The sequence below is a fragment of the Pseudovibrio sp. Alg231-02 genome (assembly GCF_900143565.1).
GTDB lineage: Bacteria > Pseudomonadota > Alphaproteobacteria > Rhizobiales > Stappiaceae > Pseudovibrio.
The window spans coordinates 25,849-43,369 of the sequence record NZ_FREX01000017.1 but is presented as its reverse complement, the minus strand read 5'-3'; the positions used below and the strand labels follow the sequence as shown (position 1 = coordinate 43,369).

Annotated in this window: 8 protein-coding genes and 1 pseudogene; 1 reads left to right on the top strand and 8 read right to left on the bottom strand. The window is 49.8% G+C overall.

Going from position 1 to position 17,521, the window contains the following annotated elements:
- Positions 1-6: 6 nt before the first annotated feature.
- The 8 genes and pseudogenes from DHN43_RS25980 to DHN43_RS25940 all read right to left on the bottom strand — a co-directional run bounded on the left by DHN43_RS25980 (position 7) and on the right by DHN43_RS25940 (position 8,802).
- On the bottom strand, positions 7-2,238 hold the full coding sequence (locus DHN43_RS25980) for a HEAT repeat domain-containing protein (RefSeq protein ID WP_108820588.1): 2,232 nt from the start codon (positions 2,236-2,238) through the stop codon (positions 7-9).
- Between the two features lie 646 nt (positions 2,239-2,884).
- Positions 2,885-3,604, bottom strand: a complete 720-nt coding sequence (locus DHN43_RS25975; protein ID WP_244307019.1) for an IS6 family transposase — start codon at positions 3,602-3,604, stop codon at positions 2,885-2,887.
- Between the two features lie 50 nt (positions 3,605-3,654).
- Positions 3,655-4,161 (bottom strand): annotated as a pseudogene (locus tag DHN43_RS25970) (transposase).
- A gap of 78 nt (positions 4,162-4,239) precedes the next feature.
- Positions 4,240-5,151, bottom strand: coding sequence for a TauD/TfdA dioxygenase family protein (locus DHN43_RS25960; RefSeq protein ID WP_108820585.1), 912 nt, complete (start codon positions 5,149-5,151; stop codon positions 4,240-4,242).
- A 23-nt stretch (positions 5,152-5,174) separates the two neighbouring features.
- Complete coding sequence (locus tag DHN43_RS25955; protein WP_108820584.1) at positions 5,175-5,813, bottom strand: hypothetical protein; 639 nt, start codon at positions 5,811-5,813, stop codon at positions 5,175-5,177.
- Positions 5,800-6,513, bottom strand: a complete 714-nt coding sequence (locus DHN43_RS25950) for a hypothetical protein (RefSeq protein WP_108820583.1) — start codon at positions 6,511-6,513, stop codon at positions 5,800-5,802. Before DHN43_RS25950 ends, DHN43_RS25955 begins: the two co-directional genes overlap by 14 nt.
- Positions 6,482-7,528, bottom strand: a complete 1,047-nt coding sequence (locus tag DHN43_RS25945) for a GSCFA domain-containing protein (RefSeq protein WP_108820582.1) — start codon at positions 7,526-7,528, stop codon at positions 6,482-6,484. The genes DHN43_RS25950 and DHN43_RS25945 overlap by 32 nt, the downstream gene beginning before the upstream one ends.
- A gap of 35 nt (positions 7,529-7,563) precedes the next feature.
- Positions 7,564-8,802: an MFS transporter gene (locus DHN43_RS25940; protein WP_108820581.1), complete on the bottom strand. Its 1,239-nt coding sequence runs from the start codon at positions 8,800-8,802 to the stop codon at positions 7,564-7,566.
- A gap of 392 nt (positions 8,803-9,194) precedes the next feature.
- On the opposite strand from DHN43_RS25940, the gene DHN43_RS25935 reads away from it, so the two are divergent.
- The gene (locus DHN43_RS25935) at positions 9,195-17,489 is read left to right on the top strand and encodes a non-ribosomal peptide synthetase (protein ID WP_108820580.1); all 8,295 of its coding nucleotides are present in this window, start codon (positions 9,195-9,197) and stop codon (positions 17,487-17,489) included.
- The last annotated feature ends 32 nt before the right edge of the window (positions 17,490-17,521 follow it).

The window sequence follows — 17,521 nt, the reverse complement described above, 5'->3', positions numbered from 1 at the left end:
CCAGCGCTATCCACCAATGAAATACAGGGGGGGTACTTCCTTACCGCTGCAATAAGAAACCTGTGGCAGGGTTTCCAAATTGAGCCAGTCGACATCCTTGAAATTTGCAGTTTTAAGGCGTTTCTCAGCTTCTTTCAGCAATGCTGCTGGACCGATAAACGACGAGATATCCTGATTAAGCGCTTTAAGCGCAGACAGGATAGCTGCTGTCGCGACCGCACTTTTTTCCTTCTTAAGCCGCTTTTTTAGTGGTGCAATGGCAGCTTCATAGCCAATGTCGCCCAGCCATTTTGCAGCGTTTGAACGCGCGTCTTGCCGGGTATCATCAATCAAAGCAACGAGTTGACTCTCATATCCGGTATTTTTCTGAAGTACTTTTCGGGCGCTTTTACGGATATCCTTGGTGCCTGACATAGCCATATCCAGCACATAAGGCCCATATTTCGCGGGCAACGCAGGAAGCATTTCCAGCATCATCAAACCAGCTATCTTGTCTTCATTAAATTCTTTATCGACAACCAGACCTAACTTATGATCAATCAACCAGAAGTTTTCTGTAATCAGTGGCCAGATTGCCTTAATGCCGTGATCATCAAATCCGTCTTCCGGCAGGAAATCGAATACGTTGTTTGACCGATTAAAGGGCCGTCTCGCAAACAAAAACGTCAGTAGCTCACCTTTCCTTAGATGAACTTCGCCGCGATTGATTTTTAGCTGTTCTAACAAGAGCTCAAAAAATCGAAAATCTACTTTCTCTTCACGTTCCAAAAGGCTAAGCGCAAGTTCCACAACATCGGATCTGTAACTCCAGTCCCTGCCTTTACTCGCATCTGCAAGATTCAGCTCAATCGCCTCCCGCAATGGATAGGTGCTGCGAATTTCAGCAATGAGGGATCTTGATTTGCTCTTACGCATCCGGCGCCTAAATTCGTCAGGCGCGTTTTGCCGGTCATCGACTTGGCCTTGCAGGGCCATCTCAGCGTGAATAGCAAACACTTTAGGATCTAACGTTGATGCATATTTGAGATAGTGACGTCTGTCTTCTTTTAGGTCTTGCTGATATTCATCTTCCAACACACGCCCCAGTTCGAAAAGGCGTGCCCGAACCTCTTCAGTTACAGGCGGCAGGGCACTCGCTTCTAACTCTTGCAAGGGAGGAATGGCGATAAAACTGCCATCTATTCCCACATACCCTGCGGAAGTTCCCTCTTTTTCCTTTTCCTCAGTCTGTTGCAAACCGATTGCGCGGATATACCCTTCAATCAATGTGCGAATGCGGGCTGTTCGTTCAGTTTCCAAATGTTCCTTGAGTATGTCGCAGGCATTATCTGTACCCAGCAACATGAGCACTTCAACCATTGACTTGCGGCTCTCGGCTTTACCAACAGCGAGAATATCTGTGGCCGTCCCCTCACACATTTTTGTACCAGCAGTTGCTAGGGCTTTAACAGCTCTCTCTCGGATAAACTTCGATCCATCCCCGAGAGCACCTATAACCATCTGGAAGACTAAAGGCTCAGAACATAGTGCCTGCTCCTCAACAAACTTGAGAACTCGCAGACGACCCTCTTGAGGCAAACGGTTCATTAAAGCAACAAACGCCTGAGGATGGGCACGCACTAGAGTCGATACTTCAATATGCGTTGTAAGGAGTTGTCCCTCGCCAGAACGATAATCCTTGTCGTGGTAAAAAACCACATCGAGCACGTCTTCTACTGTGCCGCTGAGCTTTTCGACAATACCCATCAACCAGTTCGAATCTAACAGCGCCTCTGGTGGAACCCTGTTCTTCCATTTTTCATGTTTACATCCTCGCAGCAACTCTAATAAGAAAACACGAACATCTATCGGTGTTGCTGGTGTACTAGGCATATACTTCAGCGGTAACTGATTTGTACCGAGGGTAGCTTGTAAAGTCTGAACATAACGTACAATTAACGCAGGCGCTGTTTCAGGATTGAGAAAAAGCTGTCTTCTGACAACAACACCAAGAGTCGTGTCATCATAAGTACTGCGCCCACAGCCCAAACAGTCACGCCCCAGTTGCTTCAGGGTAGATAACACCATCGCATCTCCTTTGCCGATGATGTAGTCATACGCCTTCCGTGCCAGGCCGGGCTGAAACTCATCTAACCTCTGCAAGTCAAGAGGAAGCGTTTCTGCTGACTGCAACTCCTTGTTAGACAGATTTTTTGCTTGTTCAATTACATTCTGAAAGGTTTTTCTGAAAATGGACATGCTCACTATCGCTCTATGGTAATCGCTCAAAAACAACTAATACATGTACTATATTATAATACAATTCAGAGTCCCGTGCGGGATATCCAAGATTTGAGTATGTTTTTTATTAATTTTTGTTGCCCCAACTAAAATTGCCTAGCATCGGCTTGCCTCTGAAGATGCGGTGACGGTTCCGGGAGACAAAGCCGTTTTCATGCAACCCTCATTCTACTTGGAGCAATTGGCTTTATCAGCTCAAACCTTTAACCTTGTATTAGCGTTTTCCAACCAGCCACGGAACAGCTGCTACCATCATGACTGGAAGCACAAGTAAGCAACCCTTGAGGATGAAACAGTAGCCCTTGTCGATACTGGGTGAGCATCGCATTTGAAGGGAGAAATGCAATGTCCAGATGGATACTGCCAACTTTGCGCTCACGTCCTTCGACAAACTGCACATTGCAACTAGCATGAGTAACTTTCTGGCGAGTTGGGCTTTATTAAACCGCCAAGCCTTGGGGACGCGGCCTAGCTTGGTTTTGATGCACTCGTCCCCAGTGTTGTGCGTTTCGAGAGGAGAACGGAGAGAGGCATCGACTGGCTGTCTTCATAGGCCCTGTTGCAAATATTGCTTTGAGTTAAATATTTACCTCAGCGCCGTTTATCAAGCGGCCCATGCCTCAATTTCGGCACGGTGATGATCAAAGAGCTCCGAGAACATGTCCGCCCCTAAGCCAAATGTACGCTCGATAAGACGGACCTCGCCCTTGATCCCAGGTTGGATCTGGAACGCTTTGGCTTGGCCCTTTTTGAGGGCACGCATCACCTCAAAACCCTTGATCGTGGCGTAGGCTGTTTTACGTGATTTGAAGCCTAGTGTGGGCTTTATTAGCCGCTTCAACTTGCCATGATCGGCCTCAATCACGTTGTTGAGATACTTAACTTGGCGGTGTTCTGTGTCCGCTGGACATTTGCCCTCGGCTTTTAATGCCCCTATCGCCGGTCCGTATGTCGGGGCTTTGTCGGTATTGATCACGCGTGGTTTTTCGTAATCCTTCAAACCCCTTAATACTTTACCCAAAAAGGTTTTTGCGGCCTTTGTGTTGCGCGTTAGAGAGAGGTAGAAGTCGATTGTATCGCCCTGTTTTGTAACCGCGCGATAAAGATACATCCATTTTCCTTTAATCTTGATGTAAGTTTCGTCGACTTGCCAACTGCCATTCCAAGATGGCCGCCGCCAATGCCAACGAAGCCGCTTTTCCATCTCGGGTGCATAGTGCTGAACCCAGCGATAAATCGTAGTGTGATCGACATCAACACCGCGCTCTTCAAGCATGTCTTCCAAATCACGGTAGCTAATCCCGTAGCGACAATACCACCGCACAGCTCACAGGATGACTTCCCCACGATAATGCCACCATTTGAAATCACCGCTCACTGGAATACCTCTTGCTTTACCCAAACATCCGGCATCCGAATAGTATTTGCAACAGGGCCGGTTTCCTGCCATTCGCCGGCACCAAAAATCTTCACACCAGTGCTGTCCACTACCAGATGGACCGGCTTGGATTTGGGGGGCTGTCTGCCGTCGGAAAGTTGCAAGCCATCGGCGCGGCGCGAAAGTGTAGAAAAGTCAGGGACCGGCAGATCCAGACCCATCAACCGGAGTATAGAACGCACGAACCCTTGAGTTTACCTAGGGGCAAGGTCAAACACAGCCCTCAACTGCAAACAAGTCTCAATTGCTAGGTCGGAAAACTTGAACGGGCGGCCGCGGTGCTTGGTAGCTGGGGCAAACCAGTTCATGGCAACGCAGTCATCGATCCAGATCGTTATATCACCCCGGCGGCGTAAGCTGTCATTATACGCCGCCCAATTTGTCACTTTGTACTTATCTTTGGGGATCTTATGGCGGCGATCGGCATTGTGTTTAAATGGCATGAAAGAAGAATTGGCTGATAAAACGGTAAAGCCATTTAACCGCTAGCATACTTGTGCAACATAGCCGCTGCGAGGTATTTAGTCTGCTAACTCCATCTCCTTCATGACCCGATGAGGTTCTGCGGCGGCAGGTTGAGTGCCCAAAACAGTCACGCGTTCGCCAAAGCGGGAATATGGGTAATAGTCCCAGACTGCGCGATGTTGCGTGCAGCGATTGTCCCAAAATACCAATGTGCCCGGTTCCCACCGTATACGACAATTCAATGCCTGTTCGCGTTCAACGAGTTGAAAGAGCATGTTCAAAATGGCATCACTCTCGTCCTCGGATAAACTCGGGATGTGCGTTGTAAAACCTGAGTTCACAAAAAGCATTGGCTTGCCTGTCTCTGGATGCTTCGCAACTATTGGGTGCTCAGTTTTAGGTAGCCCTTCTGGTGGCGTGAAGCCCTTCCACGGCACGGCTCCATCGTGAACTGCAGTGAGCCCAAGTAAGAACTCTTTCATCACAGGCGACAGCATCTCATAGGCCAGATGCATGTTCGCGAACAAGGTATCCCCGCCGCATCCAAGTTCAGGTGTCTCATGCATGTACAACATCGAGCTATGCGAAGGGGCAGGATCAGCTGTACCATCTGTATGCCAAACCTCTCCTGCTACAAATCGAGATTTCTTACCGGCACGGATTAAGACAATCTCTGGATCATCACCATCAATATCACTCAGTGGAAGAGCACGCAGTGTACCAAACTGCCGAGCAAACTCCTTCTGTTGGTCTTTGGTGAGTTTTTGGTTGCGGAACACCAGGACGTGGTTTTCAAGAAAGGCACGGTGGATCTCAGCAAACTGCTCTTTGCTTACGCCATCAGATAGATTTACTCCACAAACTTCAGCACCAATGACCGGTGTAAGGCGGTCCAGCTGAATATGCCGGTAGGTTTCTCGAGGCGCTGCCGCAATACTTTCAATAGCTGTCAGAGCATGTTCATGCATGAAGTTCTCTCCCTGGAAAATAGTTAAGCAATAGTTTGGAGGCCTCTAACGAGGCGTAGCAAAGCTTCACAGTAACGCCTCTCCAATTCACCAAATGCATGAGCACACGCAAAGGCATAGGCCGAAGCTTTAAACAGGCTGAGGAGAGCAGTCGTATCTGCCCCCTGCAGCGAGCCATCAGTAAACAGTTTGGCGTTTATGTTGGAATGAACCTGCGCATTTGCCCGAGCAAACGCCCTTGTGTTGGCTTCGCTGTTTAAAGTGCCATAATAATCAGCATAAGCTTCCGCAGAGCCAAACTCGCTCTCGATCATATCTTTATTGCCCGCGGCAAACTCAAGCGCACTGGAGTGTGAAACGCGGTAGGTTTTCTCCGCAACGAACGCAAGGCGAAACAGGACTAAGTAAGCATCTTCTAACGCGTTGAGCCAACACTCGGATACTGGCATATCCCCTATCGCCGCTTTGCAATGCATATCTTTGAGGCATTCCAGCTCACGGGTGCTTTCCCCACGCATCTGTGCTGCTTCAACTCCAAGCACCAGTACTGTTCGCCCCATGTACGCATGGAGTCTCTGAACCGTACCATCGGTCAACAAAGACACGATACAACTCGCCAGGTCAGCCTCAATGTGTATTTGCTCCAAATCACGCACCAACATGTGCTGATATCCTCTGACTGGAAAACGCATTCAAAATAGCCTGACCAAATGCAGTATTCCCGTGAATCGGGTCATTTTCCTGCGAGAAGTCTTCGTTCTGTAATCTATCGAAACCCATAGTACCATCGCGAACGTCCAGAACCGGAAGGCCCAAGCGTTCTGCTTCTGCAATCATAACGTTTTGCGCTGCTTGGAAAACACTTGGCTCTGAAGTCTCAGGTACTTTCTGGGGAGGAAGAACGGCAATCACCTCAACTCCCATTTTGAGAACGGTGCGGTAGAAATCCAAAGCGCCCTGTACCATGGCACAGATAAGGCCATGAAACAGAGGGCCTTCCAGAAAGGCTGATGGCAGCGTTCCGTCAACCTCCCTGTATATCTCCCAGTTTTCAGTGGTTGCGTAAAAATGCAGCGCAAAGCCGAAAGTGCAGAGCAGTGGAACCTTTACATCCTGCAGCGAATTTGCATCGAGTTCCTCCAGAAAAGACCGATACATTTCATTGGCATAGCCACTTCGAAAAACTGGATCTTCGTTATTCCAGTCAACAAAAGGAGCTGTGAACTCGCGCCCTGCGCCCATAGGACCACCAACGAAAGGGATCCCAGCTTCTTTGGCCGCACGCCCAATTGCGCCAGCGTGGGAGTCTCCTAACAACAAGAACTGAATGTCATTTGTAATAGTCGAGTAGTTCTTCTTCACAGATGATATCCTCAGTTGGCAGGAGTGATTGCGTGCTGACGTCTGAATGGCCTTGATGCATCTGGTCAGCAGAAGATATGCCATTAAAGAAATGACCCATTACAAATCGGACGCCGGTTGGTGTGATCGTGCGCTTGTTGGGGTTGTAAAACACTCCGTTCATGGGAGGAGAAGCAACCAGTTCGTAAGAGGGAAAGTACTCGACGTTCTCATTGGAGGCTTCCAACTGCCCTGCTACAGCTCTCAGAACAGACTTGGTATAGGTGGAAGCTGTTAGCACATGATGCATCGTGAATGTCGCTGTGACCGGAACCGGTGAAACGGTAAACACCAGACGCAGGTTGGGATTGTGTCTTCCTATAAGATCGATACATTTTTGAAAATCAGAGAGTATTTCTGCAAAGGCAAAATTATGCGCTTTATGCAATCTTTCATCAAACCGGCCTTTCACTGTGCCAGGGCACATGGGATAGACAACATCTGTAGCCGTATTGAGCCAAGCCTCTGTCAAACCCATAGTAAACACGAACAGATCAGCAGAGCTTACCGCTTTGCGAATAGCTGCAAGGGTGTCTTCACGTGATGCCCACATGGCTTGAGGGCTTTCAAAGCCATCTGGGGAAATATTGGGCCGGAATGGATCGAAGTACCGCTCTCCATTATTCCAAGTCTCTTTAGACTGGGGGACTTCATCAAAAGCCCATTGGAGCCATTGCAACAACAAACGTGCAGTATAGATGTTTCCTGTTCTGAATGAGAAAACGCCATAGTTGTGATCAAGGGCTTCCCGAGCGCTTAAACTGTCAGGCGCGGGTTCAGCATTGTGCCAGTTCATCCCTCGTCGCTGCAGTTCTTTGCCCATGTTCTGAGAGAAACAAGACCCGGCAGTTATTATGGCCGCATCTTTCTGTATCTGAAACTTCGGGGTCCAGACCTGCGAGATCGAGAAATAGTCTCGCTCTGCGACCGATGGGCGCCAGAATTTGTTGGAAGCCAGCGAACTGTACGGGTTCATTTCACACCACTCCTCACGTGAGATGGGTCAGCAGTTCAGCTGGCCTGCTCCGCAATTTTTTCTCTTTGTCTGGTTGCACTGAGCAGCCGGAAACCCAGGTAAGCTACCGGTACGCACATTATCGCGGATGTGAGGAACAATGGCCCTCCACCGATACGTTCAATCACCATTGCTGCAGCAAATGGCACCGCAGCAGCGCCCGCATTGGAAAGCATATAAAGGCCCATATAGCTGTTCCTAAGACGCACAGGAGCGGTGCGATCCACCACTGTGGCAAACAAAGGCATGGCGATAATTTCCGCCAATGTCGCAAGTGCTATCGCAACAAGCCACAACTCCCTTACTTCGGAGCGATTGGAAGCGATCACCAGCAGACCAAGCATCAGGAAAAAGAAAGCAGCCAGAATGGCCTTGTGTTCTTCAAGCTCAACCAGCCACTTCATCAAGAACAGATGGACGATCAAAACGACGCTCGTGTTTGTAACGTTGATCGAGGCAATAATCCCATTGATATCTGGCGTTTCGAGAGACATCAGGAAAAATGTGAGGGGCTCATCTATTTGTGCGTACAAGATGACCAGGAAGAAATTTGAGATAAACAATGTCAGAAAAAGACGATCTACTACTGCTGTTTTTAACAGTGTCGAAATCGGCATTTCCTCCTTGTCTGAGACAACAATGCTTGGCGCGACACTTTTCATTATGCAGAGCGCGAGAGCAGCGTACGCAACCGCACCTGCCAGAAAAGCGAAGTTTGAGTTTTGGTTTGCAAACCATAGCCCGCACAAAGGCCCTAACGCACCTGCGATATTGACCAGATAGTAGCGTATGTGAAACAGCAGTGGTCGGTCTTCATCCTTCGCTGCGCAGTCCCCCAATGCAGATCGCAAAAGCGGCTCGAGTGCACCATTGGCAACGGACATGCCCACAATGACCGCAAAATAGATCCGTTCATCCCTTCCAAACGCCAGAACGCAATAGAGCCCTAAGATGCTTAAAGCACTGATCAGCATGATCGCGCGACGATTCAACTTGTCCGCTATAATCCCACTTACAGGCGAAGCAATAAGCGCAGCAAACGCTGATAGCGAAAAAACTACTCCAAGTTCTGCAATAGAGGTGCCGAAGTTTCGTGCCATGAGTACCGCGAAGAAAGGCCAGATCATGAACGATGCAAAGCGTGCGCAAAAGGTGCCAACCAGGATAGTTTTTGCTGGTCTCGGAAGTACCCAGAACTGACGCAGAAATGATTGCCGGTGACTTGGTACGGGCATGAACAAAAAACCTGCTCGTTAATGAAGACGTTCGGCGCGGAAATTGCGCAGCGAATTAGTTGTAGTAGAAAACTTCACAATCATTACTCGACCAGCCCCCTAGCTTGTCGATCATAACAATAATGAGATGCTCTCCCTCAAATATGAGTGGTTCATTTGTTTCCCCAGCACGCTAACAAGATGCCTTCAGATTCGAATTATAACTTGACTTTGTGATATATTAGAAAGAAAGTTTGAGCAATTAAAAATTTAATACCCGAGGCCTCAATGAATAAAATTCACCTTTACTTCCCTGAATCCGATCTAAACGGACGCATGGACTGAGAGTAAGTACAAATAACTCTCAGTAATATATATTTTTATTCAATTACACAATCAATGATAGTTGTTTCATGGAAGAAACCAATCCTCGCAACCAGGTTACGATGAACCCAGGTGACCTAGGCAATGTCGTGTCGCACATAGAACAAGTTGCGACGAAAAACGCTTCAAATCCAGCCTTAGTGGGGGATGGAAAGACTATCAGTTACCGCGAAATGCTTGCCGCAACAGACCAACTTGCGAGCGTTCTGCAATCAAACGCGGTTGGGGCCGAAGTTACTGTTGCAGTGTGTATGCCTCGCACTCCAGAAGCCATAATAGCGTTGCTTGCCACTCATAAAGCTGGAGGAGTTTATGTCCCGCTGGACAATACTCTCCCACGCAAACGGCTTGAGTTCATGCTTAAGGACAGCAAGGCCAGTGTCGTTGTGTGCACTGACGAAACAGCGTCTCTTGTGAAGGAGTTATCTGCCGAGATACCGAACTCATTGCAGATCATTAATTATTCTAAGCTGGATCCAACTCCCTTCACTAGCAGCACAAGCCAATCGGTTAAACCAGATCAGCTTGCTTACATCATCTACACTTCAGGCTCTACGGGACAGCCCAAGGGTGTCATGGTTGAACATCGTGGTCTGCTAAATCTAGCCTTGGAGCAAGCGCGCTGTTTTGGTTTGGATGAGAGCTCTCGCGTCCTTCAGTTCGCATCTTTAGGTTTTGATGCTTCAATATCTGAAATTCTGGTGAGTTTGTGCTGCGGAGCTCAGCTTCATTTTGCACCCGACGGCACGCTGTTAGCCGGAGATGCATTGAAGCACATTATTAAAGACAGAAGTATTTCTCATCTAACAGTGCCTCCCTCTCTTGCCAGTCGCATGGACCCGTTGGATTATTCGAGCCTAAAGACAGTGGTGGTCGCGGGTGAGGCAATGCCGTGGTCACTCGTGGAACGCTGGTCCGGGCACGTTAACCTGATAAATGCATATGGTCCGACTGAAAACACTGTATGCGCAACACTTTACAAGAGCAGCGGTGAGACTGGTAGTTCGGATACAGTTCCGATAGGCAAGCCGATCTCAAACGTTGATGTCCATGTTCTCGATGATGATCTGAAACAAGTGAAAGATGGTGGGGTCGGCACCCTGTGGTTGGGCGGTATCGGGTTAGCCCGTGGATACAAGAACCAGCCAGATCTTACTGCGAAAGTATTCCGTTCTGTCCCCGGCATTGCAACTGGTCGGCTCTATAACACAGGAGACCGCGCGCGACGACTTGCAGATGGAACGTTGGAGTTCCTCGGTCGTCTGGATGAGCAGGTCAAGGTGCGTGGCTATCGTGTAGAATTGCAGGAAGTTGAGAAGTGTTTTTCTAAGCTTGAGTGCATAGAGCACGCTCATGTTACCGCGACAACAGCTTACTCAAAGGACCCGGAAATCCTCGCTTATTTCACTTCGCGAGATGGTGCTTTTGTCCCTGGGGTAGACGAGTTTAAAACGAACCTCTCCGCCTTCTTGCCAAACTATATGGTACCGAGCGCGTTTATTCACCTCGATGAGTTCCCTCTAAATGTAAATGGCAAGATAGATCGAAAAGCGCTTCCAGCTCCTGACAGATATGCCCGCGGCGCGCAGTCAAATGAGCTTCCAAACACAGAAACGCAGCAGATCTTCGCTGGTTTTTGGAAAGATTTGCTCCACGTCGAAACGGTCTTTTGTAATGACACACTTCAAACTCTGGGAGGCTCTTCCCTTGATGCTGTTCAGTTTCTCACGCGGTGCCGTGAACGGTTTGGTCCAGTCCTCTCACTAGAAGACGTATTTACCGGAAAGAAACTCAGCGAACTCGCGGCAAAAATCCAAACTTCAGAAGAACCAGATAGATCCGAGAGGTCTTTGACTGATTATGATCTGGAAAGAACCACCTTCCCCGTTTCTCATCAACAAAACGGAGTGTGGTTACTGGAAAAACTAACGCCGGGCTCTCTTGCATACAACGCTCAATGCCTGATCCGGATGCAGGGCAAAGTAGATGCATCCGCGTTGCAGTCAGCATTGGACCTGATTGTCGAGCGTCATGAGATTTTTCGCACCACGTTTCACGAAGATGCTTCTGGTACGACCTATCAGAAAGTTCATCAACCTGTGCCTGCCCGATTGGATCTGGTGGACCTGAACACCTCAATGGATAGCCCAGAGCTCTGGAAGGTTGTCGATCGCGAGGTCTCAAAACCCTTTGACACCAGCTGCTTGCCATTGGCTCGCTGGGTATTGTTCAAGCTTGATGATGGCTCCTCCGCTCTCTTGCACATTGAACATCACCTTGTTCATGACGGTTGGAGCGCGAATATCTTTCTTTCAGAGTTCCTGGAGGCTTATGAGGCTTTCGCAGATGGAGCACTGCCCAATCTCGCGCCTGTCCCTGCCCAGTACCGGCATTACGTGGGATGGCAGCAGAGTGAGGACGCAGAGAGAACCTATGAAAAACAGCTGGCCTATTGGGAAGAGCAACTCTCAGGCGCCAACTTTACGCTCGCTCTCCCAACAGATGCCTCGCGCCCAGAAACCATGTCGTTCAAAGGCAAACAGTCCCGTTTGGAACTAACAGGGACGCTGCTTCAAAAACTGGAAGCTTACTGTAAGGCCAGTGGTCACACAGATTATACTGTGCTTCTCGGTGTCTTCCATCTTCTACTCTCCCGCTACACAGGTCAAAAAGATCTACTCACAGGCAGCGCCGTCGCAAACCGGAAAACCAGCTTTTCAGAACATATGCTGGGCATGTTTGTGAATAGTGTCGTTATTCGCTCCGATCTGTCTAACAACCCAAGTTTTTCCGAGTATCTGAACCGACTGCGAAGCACACTCTCCAATGCTTATGACAATGAAGAAGTGCCGTTTGAACGAGTTGTCCGAGCGCTGCAGCCTGAACGGGACCTTTCCAGAAACCCCATCTTCCAAGTTGGTTTTAGCTACCACAACTCAAAGGTACCAGAGCTCGCACGAAATGATCTGAACGTATCGCTGTACGAAGCCTACAGCAACAACTCTGCCAAATTTGATATTGAGGTGGTTATTCTACCTCGTTCCTCTGACAGCTCTGATATCCCGGCGCTGACTCTTTTGTGGAACTATGCAACTGACCTCTTTCAGCCTCAAACCATAGAACGCATGCAGGAAAATTTCTTCGCATTGCTGGAGCAGTGTTTATCTGAGCCGAGCCTGTCAGTTGCCAGTTTCAGCGCAGTTTGCGAAGAAGAACGAAAGCATCTGCTCTCGCTCAGCGGGCCTACCCAACCGACCAAGACCAGTGCGCCAAGCGCGGTCGTCCATAGACTGGAACAGCTCGCAAAATCCCAGCCTCAGCACGCCGCCATCCTTCAGGATGAAACATCCCTTTCCTACGGTGAATTAGAAAAGCAAGCCTCATGTTTGGCCATGAAGCTACGTGTTCATGGTGTAGGTAAAGAGAAGCTGGTCGGCGTTTGTATGGAACGAAACACCGATTTGATCGTGGCACTGCTGGCAATCTGGAAAGCTGGTGGAGCATATCTTCCAATCGATCCCGCACTGCCAGAAGCGCGGAAGGCCTTTATTCTCCAGGACAGTGCACCAGATTTGATCTTATGCTGCCGTGCAACGCACCAATCTCTTGCAAGTTTGCCAGACAATCAAAATCTCTATGCTTTTGAAGATCTTGCAGAAACCACAGACCATTCAGTGCCGATGGGTCCTACGCTGGAGCCTGTCTGCGCTGAGGATCTTGCCTATGTCATCTACACTTCAGGATCTACCGGGCAACCCAAAGGCGTTCAAATTGAACATCGGCACATTGCCCGATTGATTGACACCTGCCAGCCACTGTTCAACTTCACATCTTCTGATGTCTGGTCCTTCTTCCATTCCTACGCATTTGACTTTTCGATTTGGGAGATATGGGGAGCTCTTTCTACGGGCGGCTCTGTTGCAATTGTGCCAGAGGATGTGCGCCGTGATCCCGCTCAGTTCTACGCTTTGTGCTGTAACCAAGGGGTAACAATTCTCAGTCAAACACCTTCCGCCTTTCGTGCTTTCATGACGGCACAGGCCGAAGCTGTCACGCCACATGCATTGCGCTCAGTGGTGTTTGGAGGTGAAGCCCTTGCAACGCCGATGCTCAAAAACTGGTTTGATAATCCTGGTAATGCGGGCTGTCAGATGGTGAACATGTACGGGATCACAGAAACCACCGTACATGTTTCCTACAAAGAGCTCACAGCTGAGAACATTCATCACTATTCAGAAGGCAGCCCCATTGGTCGCCAGTTGGATGACCTGAGCCTTCATGTATTGGATGATAACCTCATGCCTGTGCCATTCGGTGCAGCCGGAGAGTTATATGTCGGTGGAGCTGGCGTTGCACGAGGCTACCTTAACCGCCCTGCCTTAAACGCGGAGCGGTTCATTGAGAACCCGTTTCTACCCGGTGATCACCTGTATAGAACAGGGGATCTGGCTAGGTATGCAACTGACGGCACCTTGTTGTATCTGGGCCGCAACGACAGTCAGGTGAAAGTACGCGGATACCGCATCGAACTGGGCGAAGTCGAAGCCGCTCTAGCTACCCACGATGAGCTTCAGCACGTTGTAGTCACCTGCAGAAATGAAGCCACAAGCGATGCCCTGTTGGTCGCCTACTATGTGCCCGTGGCACAAAGAACAGGCTTGGACTCCAGCGCGCTACATTCTTTTGCAACTAATCTTCTGCCAAACTACATGGTGCCCTCAGTATTCGTGGAGTTAGAGGCGCTACCGCTGACCCAAAACGGTAAACTGGACCACAAAGCACTTGAAAAATACGACGTTGCACAGACCAAAGTCTTCGTGGGTCCAGAGGGGGACAGCGAAACGCTGTTAGCTCAGGTTTGGGCGGAGATCTTAAAGGTCAAACAGGTTGGCCGCTTTGACAACTTTTTCGAGCTGGGTGGTCACTCACTCTTAGCTGCAAGAGTACAGGCCGCTCTGAATGCAAAAGGCTTCCATCTAGCAGCGGTGGATTTGCTACGCAGGCCAGTGCTCAAGGATCTTGCGCAACACATTCATTCCAGCGTTCAACAGAGCGCAACTGCTGGAAAAACCGGCACCAACCAAAGCCCAATGTCTATCTCCGGCCTTTCACAAATGCAGATCGAGCATGTTGCAGGCTCGGTGCCCGGTGGCATCCAAAATGTAAAAGACATTTACCCTCTGACACCATTACAGGAAGGCATTTACTTCCATCATCGGCTTTCAGAACAAGGGGACCCATATCTGCTCTGGGGCCTGATGGCATTTGAGACCGCTGAAGCATTGCAAAGCTATCTGGCTGCCCTGCAGAAGGCCATGGATCGCCACGACATTTTGCGCACAGTGTTTATGTCCGAAGGGCTGGAAAAGCCACTTCAGGTTGTTCTCAAGACTGTTGAGCTGAAAACCTGCGAGTTGGAGACTGATAGCCTCGAAGGGGCTGGAGATGCAGTTGCAAAGCTTCAGGCCTTGTTTGATCCACGAGTAACAAAAGTTGATCTTCGCGAGCCTTCCCTTCTTCGCGTTCATTATTGCTATGATGCTGACAACAAACGCTGGCTGGCTCTCAAACTGTTCCACCACATTATCGACGACAACACATCGCTCAAGCAGCTGAATGCTGAGGTCAAAGCATTCATGATGGGGCAAGGTGAGACGTTGCCTTCCCCTGTTCAGTTTGGAGACTATGTTGCGTTCCAACAGGGGCAGAGCCGCAAGGAGGACACACACAATTTCTTTCGTAACCTGTTCACTGGGTTTGAAAGCGCCACGGCACCCTTCGGTCTTACCGGTGAGCATGTTCATGGTGCAGATCTGGATACTGATAGCGCCGATACTGATGTCACGCTGACTGCGGACATCAGAGAACTTGCCAGCCGATTAGGGGTGAGTACGGCTTCAGTATTTCACTTCGTCTGGGCTCTGGTCATGGCAAGGTGTTCTGGGCAGGAAGATATTTGCTTTGCCACAGTTCTCCTTGGTCGATTGCAGGGGCTCGAAAATGCTGAGCGGATACTGGGGCCCTTCATCAACACCCTCCCCTTGCGCATCCAGCTTGCTGACCGGGATTGGGTGAGTGCCCTTCGTGCTGTCCACCAGACACTTGTCGATCTGATGCACCATGAGTTCTCCTCGCTAACCGATGCGATTGAAGCCAGTGGAGTGGACCGTGCTACACCACTCATCACTTCGTTGATCAACTTTCGCCATGCCGAGCTTCTGTCAGATGGGTCTCAAGGCACCTCTCACCGCGATTTACCAGGCGCCACGTACCTCGCCGGCCATTATGGCACCAGTTACCCGTTCAACCTGACAATTGATGACTTCGGAGGGACATTCAAAGTCCAGACACAGGCCCCACATGGTTGCAATGCATCTGCACTTTTGAGGATGACACTGGAGGGGCTGCAACACCTCACAAAAGTCTATCCAGAGGCTGAAACGACACCAACACATCAACTTGTTGGTTTGGATCGGGATCTGGAGACCAAGCTCCTTGAATGTGCAGCAGGGCCAGAGTTTTCGGAGAGTTCAAACACACTCCATGGCGGCTTTGAAGTCGCTGCTGCGGCACGCGGTGATCAGGTTGCCTTGATCACTGATGAACTCCAACTCACTTATGCTCAGGTGAACAGTCGGGCCAACAAGCTTGCCAGATACCTGGTTTCCAAAGGCGTTGGATATCAAGACCGTGTTGCGGTGTGCATGCTAAAAACCGCTGATGCCGTTATCGCACTCCTCGCCATCCTGAAAACCGGCGCAGCCTATGTCCCAATCGATGCAACCTATCCCTTTGAGCGCATCACTTACCTGATTGAAGACAGCGCTCCGGCTCTGGTTCTATGTGATGATGTCACGCTACCTCAAATGGTAGAGATGGGTGTTTCTGAGAAGCTGATTAATCTGGATCAGCATGATCCATGCTGGCAGGCGTTTGGCGATGACAACTTGAATGCATCGGTTTCCCACAAAGACACAGCTTATGTAATCTACACCTCTGGCACCACGGGCAAACCTAAGGGCGTGATGGTACCGCACAAAGGTCCGGCTAATCTCGTTGCATGGTTCCAACAGCAAGGACAAATCACGCAGCAAGACAGAGTTCTCCTGTCCACCTCTCTTACCTTTGACATCTCAGTGGTTGAGATATTCGCCAGCCTTACCTGTGGTGCAAGCCTAATTGTGGCAGACCGCTCCCGCTTACTGGAAGGTTCGTATCTGGTTGAACTCATAGGTGAGTATCAGGTCACAGTCTGTCAGTTTGTCCCTTCTTTGTTGGGCTTCTTCCTGTCGTGTGAAGGGGCTGACACTTGCTCGAGCTTGCGGTCTGTGCTGTGCGGTGGTGAGGCCTTTTCTTCCTATCTGGCAAAGCGCTGTTTCGAAGTATTGGGGCCCGTGCGGCTGCAGAACCTTTATGGACCTACTGAGGCAAGCATATATTGCACAGCGCAAGAGGTTGAACATCACGCAGATTATCCGCCAGTTGTTCCTATAGGCCGCCCCATCGCAGGCATGACGATGCATGTTCTGGATCAACATCTGGCACTTGCCGCCCCCGGTGTGGCGGGGGATCTTTATGTTGCTGGCCCAGGTGTTGCAACCGGATATCTGAACCGCCCAGAACTCACAGCAGAACGTTTTATTGATAGCCCGTTCAAAGCTGGAGAGCGCCTTTATAAGACTGGTGATGTTGGGCGCTATCTGAAAGATGGCACCATTGAGTATTTAGGGCGAGATGACTTCCAGATCAAAGTGCGTGGCTATCGGATCGAGCCCGGCGAGATCGAACATGCCTTGCGTCTGAGTGAGGGCGTATCCAATGCTGTCGTCGTGGCCCATCAGGATCAGGCCAAAGACGCGCAGCTGGTAGCCTATGTATGCCCTGACAAAGGCGCTGGCCCGCTAGATCCTGCTGCATTGCGTACCATCCTTGCCAGCCAATTGCCGGAGTATATGGTGCCGGGGCTCTATGTGCAGCTGGATACCTTGCCTTTGACGTCTAACGGCAAAATAGACCGTAGCCAGCTTCCTGAGCCCGATAGCGGCAATGTTCAGCCGATCACCAGTTACGTGCCTCCTGAAACCCCAATGGAAGAGGAGCTTGCGCGTATCTGGGCCGAGGTGCTGCAGCTGGAGCGTGTCGGCATACGCGACAACTTCTTCGACATTGGCGGACATTCTCTTCGTGCCACACGCATTATTGCCCGAATGCATGATGTGTTGGGAATGGAAGTGCCGCTGCGCATCTTTTTCGAGCGCCCCACCATTGAGCAGACACTCGATTACATTTTTGAAGAGCTGGAAGCAGCCGAAGAATATTCCTGACGCAGAAGCAGATTGTCAGCGTCATTGGGAGG